The sequence below is a fragment of the Cytobacillus praedii genome, from assembly GCF_001439605.1.
GTDB classification, from domain to species: domain Bacteria; phylum Bacillota; class Bacilli; order Bacillales; family Cytobacillaceae; genus Cytobacillus; species Cytobacillus praedii.
Genome location: NZ_LMBX01000001.1, coordinates 129,695 through 145,756, shown reverse-complemented (window position 1 = coordinate 145,756; position 16,062 = coordinate 129,695). Strand labels below are relative to the sequence as shown.

General features: G+C 37.7%; 15 protein-coding genes. 5 read left to right on the top strand and 10 right to left on the bottom strand.

The genetic code is table 11. The features are described from left to right. Positions 1-69: 69 nt before the first annotated feature. From ASU02_RS00665 to ASU02_RS00655, 3 genes are all read left to right on the top strand, one after another. Positions 70-915, top strand: coding sequence for a hypothetical protein (locus ASU02_RS00665; protein WP_057759905.1), 846 nt, complete (start codon positions 70-72; stop codon positions 913-915). A 78-nt stretch (positions 916-993) separates the two neighbouring features. Next, positions 994-1,761, top strand: a complete 768-nt coding sequence (locus tag ASU02_RS00660) for a hypothetical protein (RefSeq protein WP_057759902.1) — start codon at positions 994-996, stop codon at positions 1,759-1,761. Positions 1,762-1,766: 5 nt separating this feature from the next. Beyond that, positions 1,767-2,216: a hypothetical protein gene (locus tag ASU02_RS00655; RefSeq protein ID WP_057759899.1), complete on the top strand. Its 450-nt coding sequence runs from the start codon at positions 1,767-1,769 to the stop codon at positions 2,214-2,216. 118 nt (positions 2,217-2,334) lie between these two features. Here the strand turns inward: ASU02_RS00655 and ASU02_RS00650 are convergent, their stop codons facing one another. The 3 genes from ASU02_RS00650 to ASU02_RS00640 form a co-directional block, all read right to left on the bottom strand. Then, positions 2,335-3,975 (bottom strand): peptide ABC transporter substrate-binding protein, encoded by a 1,641-nt coding sequence (locus ASU02_RS00650; RefSeq protein WP_057759897.1) that lies wholly within the window; start codon positions 3,973-3,975, stop codon positions 2,335-2,337. A gap of 175 nt (positions 3,976-4,150) precedes the next feature. Continuing rightward, entirely contained in the window at positions 4,151-4,822 is a 672-nt protein-coding gene (locus ASU02_RS00645; protein ID WP_057759895.1) for a YdeI/OmpD-associated family protein, read from the bottom strand. 30 nt (positions 4,823-4,852) lie between these two features. Next, positions 4,853-6,367 carry a methyl-accepting chemotaxis protein gene (locus ASU02_RS00640; RefSeq protein WP_232426106.1) on the bottom strand — a complete coding sequence of 505 codons (1,515 nt, stop codon included), beginning with the start codon at positions 6,365-6,367 and terminating at the stop codon, positions 4,853-4,855. A gap of 178 nt (positions 6,368-6,545) precedes the next feature. Between ASU02_RS00640 and ASU02_RS00635 the strand changes: the two genes are divergently transcribed. Beyond that, positions 6,546-7,583: a ketopantoate reductase family protein gene (locus tag ASU02_RS00635; RefSeq protein ID WP_057759892.1), complete on the top strand. Its 1,038-nt coding sequence runs from the start codon at positions 6,546-6,548 to the stop codon at positions 7,581-7,583. An 82-nt stretch (positions 7,584-7,665) separates the two neighbouring features. On the opposite strand, the gene fba is transcribed toward ASU02_RS00635, so the two are convergent. The 7 genes from fba to ASU02_RS00600 form a co-directional block, all read right to left on the bottom strand. Next, on the bottom strand, positions 7,666-8,529 hold the full coding sequence (gene fba / locus ASU02_RS00630; protein ID WP_057759889.1) for a class II fructose-1,6-bisphosphate aldolase: 864 nt from the start codon (positions 8,527-8,529) through the stop codon (positions 7,666-7,668). 54 nt (positions 8,530-8,583) lie between these two features. Next, positions 8,584-9,093 carry a type 1 glutamine amidotransferase domain-containing protein gene (locus ASU02_RS00625; RefSeq protein WP_057759886.1) on the bottom strand — a complete coding sequence of 170 codons (510 nt, stop codon included), beginning with the start codon at positions 9,091-9,093 and terminating at the stop codon, positions 8,584-8,586. A 153-nt stretch (positions 9,094-9,246) separates the two neighbouring features. Further along, complete coding sequence (gene lsrF, locus ASU02_RS00620; RefSeq protein ID WP_057759884.1) at positions 9,247-10,140, bottom strand: 3-hydroxy-5-phosphonooxypentane-2,4-dione thiolase; 894 nt, start codon at positions 10,138-10,140, stop codon at positions 9,247-9,249. Positions 10,141-10,205: 65 nt separating this feature from the next. Further along, positions 10,206-11,273: an autoinducer 2 ABC transporter substrate-binding protein LsrB gene (gene lsrB / locus ASU02_RS00615; protein ID WP_057759881.1), complete on the bottom strand. Its 1,068-nt coding sequence runs from the start codon at positions 11,271-11,273 to the stop codon at positions 10,206-10,208. Continuing rightward, positions 11,266-12,273: an ABC transporter permease gene (locus tag ASU02_RS00610; RefSeq protein WP_057759878.1), complete on the bottom strand. Its 1,008-nt coding sequence runs from the start codon at positions 12,271-12,273 to the stop codon at positions 11,266-11,268. Before ASU02_RS00610 ends, lsrB begins: the two co-directional genes overlap by 8 nt. A gap of 7 nt (positions 12,274-12,280) precedes the next feature. Further along, positions 12,281-13,282 carry an ABC transporter permease gene (locus tag ASU02_RS00605; RefSeq protein ID WP_057759875.1) on the bottom strand — a complete coding sequence of 334 codons (1,002 nt, stop codon included), beginning with the start codon at positions 13,280-13,282 and terminating at the stop codon, positions 12,281-12,283. Continuing rightward, the gene (locus tag ASU02_RS00600; protein ID WP_057759872.1) at positions 13,275-14,780 is read right to left on the bottom strand and encodes a sugar ABC transporter ATP-binding protein; all 1,506 of its coding nucleotides are present in this window, start codon (positions 14,778-14,780) and stop codon (positions 13,275-13,277) included. The genes ASU02_RS00605 and ASU02_RS00600 overlap by 8 nt, the downstream gene beginning before the upstream one ends. Positions 14,781-15,032: 252 nt before the next feature. Here ASU02_RS00600 and ASU02_RS00595 point away from each other — a divergent pair, with 252 nt between their 5' ends. Then, positions 15,033-15,950: a sugar-binding transcriptional regulator gene (locus ASU02_RS00595; protein ID WP_057759869.1), complete on the top strand. Its 918-nt coding sequence runs from the start codon at positions 15,033-15,035 to the stop codon at positions 15,948-15,950. Positions 15,951-16,062: the final 112 nt, after the last annotated feature.

Genomic DNA, 16,062 nt, shown 5'->3' with positions numbered 1-16,062 from the left:
GCAGTTGCTGAATACTATCCAAGCATTTGTACATATTATATATATTCTCGGTTTATCGGAGTGATCAGTGTGTATAATTCATATTGGTTTCTAGCCCTTATTATTTCAAGCTTTATCACGTTTTGTTTTATATTATTGAAAAAAAGAAATACAGAATCCCTTTTCCTATTACTAACAATGATTGGGTTTGGATTTATTATTGAAACCGTCATATTTAACTTTTTAGGAAGCTATGATTATAACCCAAACTTTATAAAACACAATTCCTTTTATGATAATAATCTAGGTGCATTTGCTTCAAACGCATTTGCCTTGCCTGTTATTGCTACTTTGATAGCAACTTTTCACCTAAGCTGGATTTGGTTATTCCTATTTTCGGGATTATTTGTTGGAATTGAATGGCTATTTTTAAAGTTGAATATCTATTCACACAACTGGTGGAGATTAGCATATACGGGATTTGGACTCCCTTTCTACTTTGCTACCGCATATATATTCCGCAATTGGATCGTACATCCTGTAAATGAAATCAAGCATTTTTTGCAGCTCTATTTAATTATAGGCTCCATATCTTGCAGCCTCCAAATTCTTCCAATTATCTTTTTGTCAAATCGAGTGTATACACCTGGCTGGTTTGAAGATCAAGGAAGGGATTCCATTGCTTTGGCAGCGATATTCTATTTATGTGCGACCCTTTATTATTGCTTAATAATTAAGGTCAACTGGAAAATGAAATGGGTAAAATATGCATTAACTGGTGTACTTATGTACACAGTGGATCAAGTTCTAATCAGCTTGGATCTACTTCATAGCTTAGTCTGGTGGGATCAAATGTACTATGTTTGTTTATCATTATTACTTATTCTTCTTACAGGGATTATTGATAGAAGGTTGTCCCAGATTACACTTGAATAAAATGTTAATTTTTAACAAATATTACAGTAAGTGTTACATCTTCAGGTAAAAGCCACTTCCGTAAGAGGTGATCTGATAATGATGAATGAACACGACCCTTCTCTTGCAAAAATGAGTGTATTTGGAATCACGCATCTTCAAAAGCAAAATCCCCTTATGATTGCTTGGTGGTCTGCTGTCTTTCCTGGTTTTGGGCATTATTTTCTTAACCACTACATAAGAGCAACCTTATTATCACTATCTGAGGTTTTTACTAATACGTTTGCTCACATTAATGATGCAATGATTTACTCCTTTTGCGGGAAGTTTGAACTTGCACAATCAGTTGTTCAGCCTAAGTGGGCTTTCGGCTATCTTATTATTTATATGATAACCATTTGGGATAGTTATCGCCTGGCCACTTACCAAAATAAAATATATGATATAGCCTTCTTAAAAAATATACAGTTCCCGCGTATAGGAATTTACTTCTCCGAAGTTCAATTTTTAGATAGGAAAAAACCAATCGTTGGCGCTTTTTACTCTTTTCTATTTCCGGGATTAGGGCAGCTATATGTTCACCGGTTTGGATTAGCATTTTATGCGATGATTTGGTGGTGGATTTATCTATATTTATCAAGGCTTCACGAGTCCCTTTTACAATTAATGCTAGGGAATCTCCATGCATCAAACTTGATTCTGCAGCAGCATTGGTTATTATTCATGCCTTCTGTTATGGGTGGAGCCATCTTTCATGCCTATACTACAACGATTGAACATAATAAACTTTATCGTATCGCACAACGTCAATATCTTACCAATCGTTACAGGAAAGATGAATGTTTTATTTTCCATAAGCAGGTGTAATTTATATGATTATTATTGGAACCTTTGAACAATCGATAGAATTAGAGCAAGCATTAACTGTATTAGAGAATAGCTCTATTTCAAAAGATCAGATCCTTATCATATTTATGGATGATAAGCCTTCACCCATTCAGATCCCAGGAAGAACACAAAATATCCACTCAAACGCATTCGAAATTGGCATGGCAAGTGGTACAGGATGTGCAGTGATTGGTGCCAGTGTCGGATTTACACTGTATTTAGGACCAATTATTTGCGGTCTTCTTGGTGCACTTATTGGATTCACCATTGGATATGCCTTATATTATTTTCCGAATGAAGGAAAATCTCACTCGAAGAAAACGAAAAATACACCTGAAATTGCCGTCATCATTCAATGTGCAAACAGTCAACTTCCTTTCATTGAAGAGATCTTGTGGAAATACCAAGCAATTACAGTTGGGAAATCGAATTGAAAAGATATGGATGCAAATTTGCATCCCCTATTTTATATAAATAAAAGCCGCCAACTTTAGTGGAATAAGGATTCCCTCAAACTGACAGCTTTCATGTTTATCTAACGTTTACCGATCATTATTCAAAGTATGCCCACTTGTACTGAACATTGCCTAATCCAGAGACATATACACCCTTTAGATTGTCCTTTTTTACGTACACACTTGTTTTGAAGTAAAAGGGAATGACCGGCATTTCATCCATGATAATCGCCTCTGCTTGCTTGAATATCTCCTTTCGTTTACTTGGATCCGATTCAAGAGCTGATTGATCGAGCAAGGAAGCATATTCTTCATTCATCCAACCGGTATGGTTATTCCCAGCATCCGTTTTAAAAATTTCTAGGAAGTTAATTGGATCATTAAAGTCCCCTGTCCACCCCATTCGAGCAACCTCGAAATCGCCATTGATAATTCCTTCATAATAAACTGCCCACTCTTTATTACTAAGCTCTACATTTATTCCTAAATTTGTTTTCCACATATCTTGAACAGCTTGCGCTATTTTTGCTTGGGCTGGATCAGTATTATAAGAAAGAGTAATGAGTGGTAACTCCTCTACACCTGAGTATCCCTCTTCTTTCAGTCCTTCTTCTAAAAGCACTTTTGCTTGTTCCATATCCCCATCCTTGAAGTAGCCCGTTTCATTTTCCGGAATCATCGAATTTGGAACAATCGCGGTTGCTGGGATTTCTGCACTTTGTGTAATATTATCAACAATAGACTGTCGATCAATTGCATATGCTAGCGCTTTTCTAATTTTTACGTTATTAAAAGGCTTTTTCTTTGTGTTAAATTCATACCAATGCGTACCAGCTGTTGGTGCAGCCTCTAGCGTTCCCTCTTGTTGTAAGGCAGGAATGGCTTCAAGCGGCAAACTGCCTGTCGGAGCACCTGCCCAATGTAATTCATCAGAATTAAACATGTTAAGCTCTGTATTAGAATCATTTAACATTACCATTTCGATTTTTTCTAAAGTGACGCTTTCCTTATCCCAGTAATGCTCATTTTTTTCAAGAATGACTTGATTTTGATGCTCCCAATTCGTCATCTTAAAGGGGCCATTTGAAGTATAATTCTCATTTGCCTCTTTAGCCCAATCTGGATTATCTTCAGCGATTTTTTTGTTTACTGGAAAATACGTATAGAAAGCTGTAAGCTCTAAAAAGAAAGGTGTCGGATTTTCCAGTGTAACCTCCAATGTCTTTTCATCCACTGCTTTCACGCCTACCTCATCAAGAGATATTTCGCCTTTATTAGCAGCCTCCGCATTTTTTATATAAAATAATTGATATGCATATTGTGACAGATTCTCGGGATTTAACACCCATTTCCACGCATATTCAAAATCGTGCATCGATAACGGGTCTCCGTTTGACCACTTTGCACCATCCCTTAGCGTAAATGTATATGTCAGAAGATCATCAGATACGGCAATGTCTTTAGCCATGGCATTTTCAGGCACACCCTTTTGATTAATACGGGTAAGTCCTTCAAACGTTTGCAAAAGGATGTTGGATGACCAAACATCTGTAGCCAAACTAGGATTGAGAGAGGATGGCTCTGTAAAATTATTTACCTTCAGCACTTGCTCTTTACTTACTATGTCTGTGCCCTCTTCACTCCCTACAGCCTGGGAATCACTTTCTTTTGAACTGCAAGCACCAAGAATAAACACTACTAATAGGACAATCATTGCCAGCCATTTTCGATTTTTCATATAACCCTCCCTATTTTCTAAAAATTTAAATAATTAATAATTAACATTATACACATTTTGGAATTACTGTATATAAATTTCTTTTCTTCCCTAGTAAAAAGGCTGCAAACTATAACGGATTAAATTACTTTCCGCTAATGTTTGCAGCCTTTTTGTGCAGTATATAAAGAGTAGATTACTTTTTATTTGCCCGATATAACTCCCTGCTCTTAAAACCCTTTTCTAAAATCTCCTTCATTTCCTCACGGCGTTTCGCCTTTGTTGCATCCTGTTTCGCACTATATACATAGCGAGCCCAGTCTTTTCGATATCCCGGAGTAAGGGATTGATAGAAGGCTAGTAAATCAGGACGTTCCTGAAGATCCCTTTCTATTTCAGGAATCATTTCAATATAATCGTCCACACATTGACTTGCTTTCGTTGATACACTGTTTTTACCCTTGGAATCTTCCTTTAAACCGACAACCGTAAAGATATCATCCAGCCCGACCATACGGGCAAATTTAATATTGCTTGCGCCCACATACCCATCTTCATCTGCGCCTAACCCCGCTAGCAAATCATCACGATGGATAAAAGTCGGGTATACTTTATTGCCCTTTTTTGGATAAGCCAAGAAGATGTACCCATTTTTATTCAAGTAATTGTTTTGAATTACATCATTTACAACGCTTTGTAAGGATTCCATATCCAGCACAAATGCAAAGATAAGATCATATGTATCAGCAAGCTCTTTGTCATAATCCGCCAATTCCGCTAGATAATCCGCTCCTTCCGGCAAGTTTAAAACAGCTGCCTTTTGATACTTTTGCAGGTTTAGTTTTTCTACAATTGTTTTTGCCACCATAATCCACCTTTCTCGGATAAGGGGACAAGCTTACTGTCCTGACTGATTGCCCGAAAAACCTTTGTCCCCATTTACCAACTCTTTTAATTGTAAGCTTACATGATTTAATTCGGTTACCGCTTCATTAATTGAAGTAATTAGATGATGTTCATCTTCTAGTGTTGCCACTATTTCCTGAGTGGAAGCCGAATTTTCTTCTGAAATATTAGCGATATTTTCAATTTGTTCTTGAATATGTGTAAAATTATCTGTCGCTGATTTAACTTCTTCCATTCCCTTAGAAAGTTCTGCATTTGTTTCTTGGAACGAATCTTTTATCTCAGAAAAGAAGGATGAAACCTCATTTAATAAATGCTGCCCTTCCATCACTGCATGTTCACCTTCAATAGACTTTACTTGTGCTTCTTTTGACTTATGGAAGAGCGTATTTGTAACATCTGCTATGGAAACAGTAATATTTGCACTTTGCTCTGCTAGTTTTCTCACCTCATCCGCTACTACCGCGAAGCCCTTCCCATGCTCTCCTGCACGAGCTGATTCAATGGCAGCATTAAGTGCTAATAAATTCGTTTGATCTGCAATCTGTTTAATGCCTTCTAATAATGTATTGACTGTTTCAAGGCTTGTTTGCAGTTCTGTAACTGTTAAAGCAGTCGTGCTAATGGCAGAATTAACTGTTTCCATATGGCTAGTTACTTGGTTGATCTTATTCCAGCCATCCTGTACTTTTCCATTCATCTCATCTGACTTTTCCACAATCCCTTCGGAAATGGAAATCGTATGATTAACCTTTTGCAGGGAATTCCCCATCCATTCATTCACATGACTGATATTGTTCGCTTCCTCTTGTATCCCTGCAGCCATTTCCTGAACAGAGTCGAGGATATGATGACTGGATTCATAGATCGTAGTTATACTTGAATGAAAATGATTGATATTGCCTTCTAATGTTATTGTACCTTCTTCTATAGAAGAAAACGTAACTTTTAACTTCTCTACTAAATTCTTTGCCTCAAGTTCCTTCTTATAAGATTCCTCAATGAGATCTCTTCCCCATTTTGAAATATAAAAGAACGCGCACATAATTCCATTGACAATGAAAAAGACGGTAATAAATGCTTTTAACCCCTGTTCACTTCCTAATAGCCCCGATGGATTGAACATATACATTGAAATATAAGCTGCGTTTACGATTAAACTAAATACAAGTATTAATTCCTTCTTCAAATAAAGAGTGACCATCGCAAGTGTTAATAAAATTAAATAATGCTTATTCAGAGCAAAACCATCTAAGTTGAATAGAGCTACCACAACTATGTTCGGAAGCAAGGCAAAAAAGAGCCCCTTCAGATATTCAGGTATAGGCAAGAAGTAGTTTACAGCTGATAAAAGAAGTACTAAAGCCCCTGCAACAATGATTCCTGCACTATCAGAAACGCCTCTTTCAACAGTAATTGGAACGACAATAAGAAAAACTAGAGCTGTTAACAGTACTAAATTAACTTTGTGCACCCTTTGAGTATTATAATTGTCTTGTTTTATCATTACGAACTCCCTCTCATTATTAAGGAAAATTATAGTAGTAATGTCCTTATATTAATATAAATTACCTAATCAGGGAATATTTGTTTGAACAAATATTCCTATTTCGATATAATTTCTATTATAAAAGCACTATTCTACCAATTTATAATGAAAGTTTTATAGGAAAGGATGCTTAATTATGAGAATAGCAATCATGGGAGCTGGATCTTTAGGAACTATCATTGGCGCGTTTCTTTCTAAAGGGAAGGAACATGTTGAATTAATCGATGTGAATAAGGAGCATGTGAAGGCACTGAATGAAAATGGTGCTGCTGTCATTGGGACGATTAAAGAAAATGTCCCAGTAAAGGCGTTAACACCTGAAGAAATGACCGGAGCATATGACCTTGTTCTATTATTAACCAAACAGGTTTTTAATAAAGAGGTATTGGCTAACTTAAAGCCCTTTTTAACAGAAAATAGCATCGTCCTTTCGCTGCAAAACGGCGTTCCAGAAGAATCTTTAGTATCTTCATTAGGTGAGAATCGGGTAATTGGCGGGTCAGTTGAATTTGGCGCTACTTGGGAAAAGCCTGGTGTATCCGCGTTAACAACGGCAGTGGATTCTTTCAAAAATAATGCTTTTCAAATTGGAGAATTAGATGGAACAATAACAGAACGGATTAACAACCTGAAAGAGGTATTAGATCTAGTTGGGGGCACCGTCATTTCTACTAATTTAGTAGGAACAAAATGGTCGAAATTACTCATTAACGTGGCAATGAGCGGCATGTCTGCTGCCCTAGGCTGTACATACGGGGATATTCTAAAAAATGAAATAGCCGTAACAAGCGCTGTGATGCTCGCTGATGAAACATTACAGGCAGGAAGTGCATCAGGGGTGGAATTTACAGAGCTAGCCGGCATTCATGTGGGAGTTTTTAAATTACATGAGGATAAAAGCAACTTACCGAATGTTATCAGTTTAGCTAAGAAGATTTTTGAACCGCAAGCCCTTTTAAAAGCAAGCATGCTGCAAGACCTTGAAAAGCAAAGACAGACTGAAATTGATTTCATCAATGGCGTTGTAACTGCTAAAGGGAAAGAAACCGGTATTCGTACCCCGTTTAATGATTTGGTCGTACGATTAGTCAAACAGGCGGAAGATGAAAAAATAGTTCCGTCTTTTGATGAAAACATTGGATTCTTTAAAGAATTAATTGAGAAGGAAATTTAAAATAAATATTTTAACGATATAGTTTTTTTCAGATAGAGCATCTAATTATTACTAATAGTTAGATGCTCTTTTATTCGTCCAGCTAAGCGTTCCCAGCCGATCCAAACAAGTGTATTTTCTTTTTGATCGTTTCTTTTACTTTCTCGCGACCGAGTGCGATGTAATTGCTAGCATCATAAATATGGGGATCTTGATTGAAGATATCTCTGATGATTCTTGAAAAAGCGAGGTGGTTATCTGCATTGACATTAATTTTTGCTGTTCCTGCGGAAATCGATTGTTTGATTTGGTCTATCGGAAGGCCAGAACCACCGTGTAAAACAAGAGGTACACAACTTGCTTCACTTATCGCTTTCATTTCTTGAATCCCTAATTTAGGTTCACCTTTATATGGACCATGAGCAGAACCAAGTGCTGGTGCTAGAGAATCAATTCCTGTCTGCTTTACAAGCTCCACGCATTCATTTAAATCAGCATAAATTGAATTTTCCGTACCAGCAGCGACACCCTCCTCATAACCTCCGATACTGCCTAATTCAGCTTCAACTGTTACCCCTCGTTTATGAGCGTATTTAACAACCTTTTGTGTTAACTTCACATTTTCTTCAAAAGGATGGTGTGATGCGTCAATCATCACTGAAGTAAATCCAGCATCAATAGCCGCTTTACAATTTTCGAAGCTAGACCCGTGATCCAAGTGAAGCGCGACTGGAATAGTGATATTCATTTCATTCAGTAATGCTCTCACCATTGCGGCAGCTACAGAAAATCCGCCAAAATAGCGCACTGCTCCTTCCGTTACTCCAAGTATAACAGGTGAGTTTTCCTCTTTAGCAGCACTTAAAGCAGCTTGAGTCCATTCAAGATTATGAATGTCAAAATGACCAACTGCATACCCTTTCTTCAAAGCCTTCTGCAGCATTTCTTTCATCGAAACTAATTCCACTTTGGTACTCCCTCCAATTTAAGAAAGTGTTTGTCGAAGGTCAGGTATCTCTTTCTATAATAATTTATTTAAAATTTCTCGAATAAAAGCAGGTTCATCTTTTGGTGTTCTAGAAGTGATAATATTCTCGCTTACAACGACTTCTTTATCAAGATAGGTTGCTCCGCTATTGATGACATCGTCACGGATACCAATGTAGCTTGTGCTTTCCTTTCCTTTAAGGATATCGGCACTGATCATCACTTGTGGACCATGGCAGATTCCAGCAATAACTTTTGATCTTTCATTTAAACGCTTTACAAGTTGAACTGTATCCTGATTTACTCTCAATTCTTCGGGTGCACTTCCACCAGGGATGATTATTGCATCTAACTCATCTGCATTTACTTCAGAAGCAGCCACTTCCGTCACATACGATACGGTCCTTTTTTTACCCGTGCATGTAACTCCACTTTCATTGCCGATAATAACAGTATCATGGCCTGCCCTTTTCATTTCTTCATACGGGTTTTTCATTTCAGAATCCTCGAAATCTGGTGCTAGCAAAAAAGCAACCTTTGCCATTTTATTCCCCTCCATTAATAGTTTTTGCCTGACTAAAAAAAGTGAAGCTCCTACCTTATTTAAGTAGAAGCTTTATGTGAATGAGGCTGAACAATATTACGTCTTGCGGGACAAAGGTCCTTTTTCCCTTTCCCACTGCCACTATAACAATATTTACATTTTATGCTTCTCATTTGTTAAATTTAAGAAATAATCATATGCTTCTATGTCTGTGTATCCTTCATGTACAACCTTTGTAACGGCTTCTATCATTTCTTCAGGAAACTCCGATTGAAAAATATTTCTTCCCATATCAACCCCCGCTGCACCGCCTTGAACAGATCTGTACGCTAGAGTTAACGCATCCTTTTCATGAATTTTCTTACCGCCTGCTACTACTAACGGGACCGGGCAAGCCGAAGCAACTTTTTCGAAGTCATCACAATAGTATGTTTTGACGATAGAAGCTCCGAATTCCGCTAGCATTCTTGTTGCTAATAGGAAGAATTGAGTTGTACGCTCCATTTCCTTCCCCACTGCTACGACACCCATTGTTGGAATGGAGTATCTTGTTCCAAGATTCACTGCCTTATTCAATTGTTCTATCGTTTCTTTTTGCCCAGCCGCACCAATGAATGTTTGGATCGCTATTGCACTTGCATTCATTCGGATAGCATCCTCGATATCAACAACCATCGATTCACGGCTTAAATCATCTTGTAATATACTTGAACCCGAAGAAGCTCTAAGGGCAATCGATTTATTAAATCTTGGCGGTACGCTGCTTCGAATCGCACCCCTTGTTCCCATTAAGCAATCTGCATGTTTTGCCAGTTTAGGAATTAGAATATCTAAACGCTCTAACCCAGATGTAGGTCCCATGAAATAGCCATGATCAAATGCAAGCATGACCGTCTTTCCACTTTTCGGGTTAAAAATTCTTGATAGTCTGTCTTTCATTCCCCAATCTAAATTTGCAGCACCCTTCACATGGAAGTCTCCATTATTTGCAAAAGGAATACTCTCTGCAAAATTTTTCGCTGCTTTATTTCCAATAATATCTGCCATATTCATCTTCCTTCCCTAATTAGTAATCTAGTAAATTTCACATTTATAAAACAGATTTGTGTGCATCAAAAATTGAACTCTTGCGTATTTTCTTTCGTAAATACAATTCGTTCAGGTAATACAATAATTCCAGAGTCCTCTGCTTCATAGTCATAACCCTGAACAGTGTTTGGCTCAACCTTTACTTCACCAAGCTCAGGTACATCAAGAACATCCCCAACTTTAAGTTCATTCCCTAATGCTAAATGGTAAGCAATATACACCGCTAAAGCCCCTTGATCTTTTACATCCCATAACCCGTGATTTTCGATTGTGTCATTTTCAATATATTGTCTCATTGAGTTTGGTGATGCAAAACCTGTAATAATGACATCGTTTTTATTTAATCCCTTATTTTGTGCAGCTTGTGCCATTGCAGGGAGAGCAGTGGAATCAGGGCAAATAATTACATCAATATCTTGATACGTATCAAGGATACTCTCTCCTACTTGTAAGGATTTTTGCTCATTCCCCTCACCAAATTGCGTTGTTACTACTTCCCATTTAGGGTATTTTTCCTTCATATACTTATTGGCATAATCAACCCATGAATTTTGGTCAGGAACCGTTGGACTTGAGTAGAACCAAGCTACCTTTTGTGCATCGTCAGGATTATCCAGCTGACCCGCAGCCATGTCGACCAGCATCGCTCCTAAAATATCAGGTGTGCCTTGATTAATATATACAGATCGATATTTCGGATCTACATCGGAATCCCATGTAACAACTTTGATACCCGCATCTAGCGCCTTTTGTAATGCTTGATTGAGACCATCCGAAGATACAGAAGAAATGGCGATTGCATCTGCACCACTATTGACAGCACTATTAATGATTTGTACTTGATTGGCAACTGTTCCTTCAGGTGCCCCATCATATTTAACATTAAACCCAATTTTTTCGGCCATTTCTTGGGCACCATCATTCCCAGACTCAAAGAAAGCATTTCCAGTCATTTTGGGGATAAATACTACTTCAACATCACTAGGATCTTTATCTGCTTTTTTTCCAGCATCCTCACTATTGCAAGCTGCCAAAATAAGAGTTGAAAGTGCCACACCGGTTAATATTTTGAAAAACTTTGATTTACGCATTTAGTTTGCCCCCTCTATCCTTTTTGATCGTAACTAATCGTTTTATATTGGACTTGAAATCCGGAACTCCTAAGAACGCAACTGATATAATCAATAGTAACCCCGTAGCTAATCCGATATATTGCGTTTGAATGCCCCCCATTTGTAAGCCAAGTTTCAAAAAACCGATGATGATGCTTGCAAGAGCAGTACCGACAACACCCCCTTTACCGCCTGTTATTAATGTTCCTCCTAATACAACAGCAGTGAGAATTGGCATTAAATATTCTGCACCAAAATCCGCACGCGCACTGCCTAGGTACGAGGTTAGAATCACCCCAGCAACACCTGCACTTAGCCCTGATAAAACATACGTACTTGTAATAATTTTCCTCGTGTCAATACCCGAGTACTCAGCAGAATTTTGGTTTATCCCAGTTAAATAAATGTATCTTCCATATCTCGTACGATGGAGCAGAAGATATGCAAATACCAACAATACTAAGAAAATGAACACTGAATGAGGAATTCCAAAGAGCTTTCCATTTGCTAGATTAATAAACCCTTGAGAAAAGCCTGAAATTCCTTCATACGTACTAGCACCGGACAGCCCAACCAACACGAGGGCAACACCGCTATATAGAAGCATCCCGCCAAGGGTAATAACCATCGCCTGCACTCTTGCATAAGCAATGAGGACACCATTCAACAAGCCGCATAGACCGCCAGCTGCTACAGCCAAAAGAACAGCAGCCCAAATATTTACCCCTGCCACTTGAGACAAAATCCCCACAATAACAGAAGTTAAACCGATAATCGCTCCACCAGATATATCAATCCCGCCTGTAATAATGACGAACGTAACGAAAAAGGCAATAATAGCAATTCCAATAAAATCATTAAAACTATTTAATAGAACATGTATGTTCCAAAATCTAGGGTTCAGTAAACCAAAAATGATAATTTCTGTGACCAAGATAAGGAAGAGAACGAGATTCCATTTGGGTATTTTTCTTAGCATCCCTTTCCTACGCCCCTTCCTGATAGTTTAGGATTCTAGCATTTAATCGTTCTTTATTTGCCTTTTTGTTTGCTCGACGTACGATTAGGACATCCGCTACAACGATGATTATTAGGAGTAAGCCTGAAATCGCTGAATTCCAAAATGCAGGAACCTTTAAAAATACGAGAGCCGAATTGATCGAACTCATAATAATTGCTCCAATCGATGCACCAATAACAGAACCTATTCCTCCGCTTAAGGAAACTCCTCCTAGGACTGCCGCTGCAATGACAGTCATCTCAATCCCTGCCCCAGCAGTTGTGGAAATGAATCCAATTTGACTCGCAAAGATCAGTCCTGCAACTGCTGCACAAATCCCCGAAATAACAAAAGCTAAAATCTTGTATCTCTTCACAGGGATTCCGATTAATACTGCACCATCTTGGTTATCACCGATGGCAGCGAAATACCTCCCCCTTCTGCTATTCACTAAGAAAAAGTGAATGAGAATAACAGCAGCAATCACAATAATTCCTAATGTATTAACACCTAAAATACTGCTCTGTGATAATTGTTTAAATGTTTTTGGGAGATTCTCGACCCATTTCCCATTTGTATAAATGACTTGAACAACCCTAGTAATCTCCAGCATCCCTAAAGTCATAATAAAGGAAGAAATTCTTAACTTTGTAACCCCTAAGCCATTTATTAACCCAATAACACCTCCAATGACAATTGCCATGAGAATGGCTAGAAATACACTTCCACCATCCCGTAAAAACATTCCACTCACGGCGGCACTCAAGCCCAATATTCCTCCAACCGAGATGTCAATCTCTCCTGTTAACAGGACAAACGTTATCCCTACTGCAAGCACAATATACAGCAGGCTATTTTTCACAGCATTCTCAATATTGGATATGGCAAGAAAATCTGGATTGACAATTCCTACGATCAGAAATAGCAACACCAAGAATAGAATGGTCCTAATTTCCCTATGTTTTGTCATGCTAATGAGACTAGACATACTTTTCACTTCCTTTATAGGTGCCAAAGGCTGCCCTCATCACATTTGTTGCATTAATTTCTTCAGAATCGAGACATACATTACAGGTTCCCCGATAAATCACGTAGATTCGATCACTTATTCGCTCAATCTCTTCTAAATCAGAAGAAATAAGTAGGATTGAATAGCCTTGGTCCTTTAATTGAGTAATGATGTTATAGATATCACTTCTTGCCGCAGCATCAATTCCTCTAGTAGGTTCATCCATAATAATTACCTGCGGATTCGTGGATAAGATTCTTGAAATGACAACCTTTTGCTGATTCCCCCCAGACAAAGATCGAATTTCATCATCACGGCTGCTAATTTTAATGCTTAGCTTGCCGACATACTCATCTGTAATCTCTCTTTCAATTTGTTTATCAATAAAATACTTGTGCTTCGTGATGACCTGGGCCGTCACATTACTGCTGATCGAGCTTGTTGAAAAAATCCCATTCAAAAAGCGATCCTCAGGAATATAAGCTACTCCGCTTTCAATCGTTTCCCTCACACGTAAATGAGTGATTTCTTTCCCATTTAAGATGACCTTTCCGCTCTTTACTTGATTAATCCCATATATAGCTTCAGCAATTTCGGTTCTTCCAGCTCCTACAAGACCCGCTAACCCAACAACCTCTCCTTTATATACATCAAAGCTAATATTCCTGAAGCCGTCTCCACACAAGTCTTGCACCTGTAATATCTTCTCTTCCTTCGTTCGGTTGATGGAACTCTTCTCATACGAATGACTGGTATCTTTTTCACTTCCATTCGGCAGTAACCCTTGGATCAGCATTTCCTTTGTAAACTCATTAATCTTTCCTTTCAATGTGACTTGCCCATCTCTTAAAATCACTGCATGGGTTGAAATTTGAAACACTTCATCCAATCGATGCGTGATATAGAAGATACCAACACCAGCAGTCTTCAAACGTTCAATTAGCTTAAATAAGGACTCCGTTTCAGCAAATGTTAAAGAGGAAGTAGGTTCATCTAATATCAAAACCTTCGAATCTCTTAAAAGCCCCTTAATAATTTCAACTTGCTGCTGCTCAGCGATCGATAGCGAAATGGCATATCGACTTAAATCAAAATTCCAGCCTAATTGTTCGAGCAATTTTCTCGCTGATTCTCTTACTTCCTGTTTCTTCTTATGAAAGCCAATGGTTAAGTTTTGTTCGATCGTCATATTAGGGAATAGCAAAGGTTCTTGAGGGACGAGATAAATACCTTTGTCATGTGCGATGGAAGGATTATAATTTGTTACTTTCTCTCCATTAATTTCGATGCTGCCTTCATCTGCTTTATAAACACCTGTAAGAATTTTCATCAGTGTACTTTTCCCAGCACCATTCCCACCAATAATAGAGATAACTTCTGACTGATTCATTTCTAGCGAGACACCTTTTAACACCTTATTTTTGTTAAATGACTTTTGAATATCATTCAATTTTACTAACTGTTTCGTTTCCTCCATAAAATACCCTCCATACTTTATCTTTGTATGCAGTATTTTGAAACCGCTTTCTCCATAATAAAAAAAATATAATTTAAAACATTTTATTCATGAATCATCATTTTATTTTTATTTAGTTAATTTAAATTATTCGTAAAATGCGAAAGTATTCTTCATAAAAAAGATTAAACATAAATATATTTAGAGAAATAAACAACAAATGTTTCAGGATAAATATTTTGTAAAACAAATAAACGACAAAGAGTGATTAAGATGATGTACGAAAATGATTTAATCGTAAAAATTGCGTGGCAGTATTATATCGAAGGAAAAACGCAAAATGAAATCTCTGAATCGTTAAATCTATCAAGAATGAAGGTTATTAAATACCTCGAAAAAGCCAAAATCAATAATGTCATTCAATTTAAAGTCAACTTAGAAGAGCTCGATCAGCTTGAGCTTCAAAATCAGATTAAAAAAAAATACGATTTAAAGGATATTTACATCGTCCCTACTTCCCATGATACAAATGAAGACAGCCTTCCCATCGCTGCTGCTCAATACATCGAAGACCGTATTACGAGTGACACAATGATTAGCATCGGCTATGGAGAAGCCGTATCGAAGACCTTAGGACACTTACGAATTTCTACTAAATATAACGTTACTTTTGTTTCCTTATCTGGCGGTGTAAAGTTCTACATGCCAACAGCAATCGATACGAGATCAGACTACTACACAAACCCGAATTACAATCACTATATCGTCCCTTCCCCATTACTTGTCTCTTCTGAAGAAATGGCAAGTCATCTGCTAGAGGAGAAGCAAGTTAAAAAGATATTAGATATGATTCCCTATTCCAATATTACCGTTATAGGAATTGGTGCTTTGAATGATCGTGCCACATTAATTAAAGAAGGCTATATGAATACCAATGATTTTGAAATTTTAAAATCTAAGGGCGCTGTGGGTGATCTATTAAGCCAGTTTTACGATATTAATGGGAATATCCTAAATTTAGATTTTCATAATATGCTAATTAGCACTAATATCGATGTACTAAAATCCCTTCATCATGTTGTCGCCGTTGCCGGTGGGTTAACCAAAAAGGATGCCATCATCGGCGCACTTAAAGGGGGTTACATCGATGTATTGATTACAGATGAATTAGTCGCTCAAAGCTTAATTTAAATTGCTGTTCATTTTTGATAGGAATTGATTAGCACAAGCGGACATGCACACTGCTAACTGTCTCCAGTTCTGCTAATGAGCATGCCGTATGTCCACTATTGTTTTACTTTTA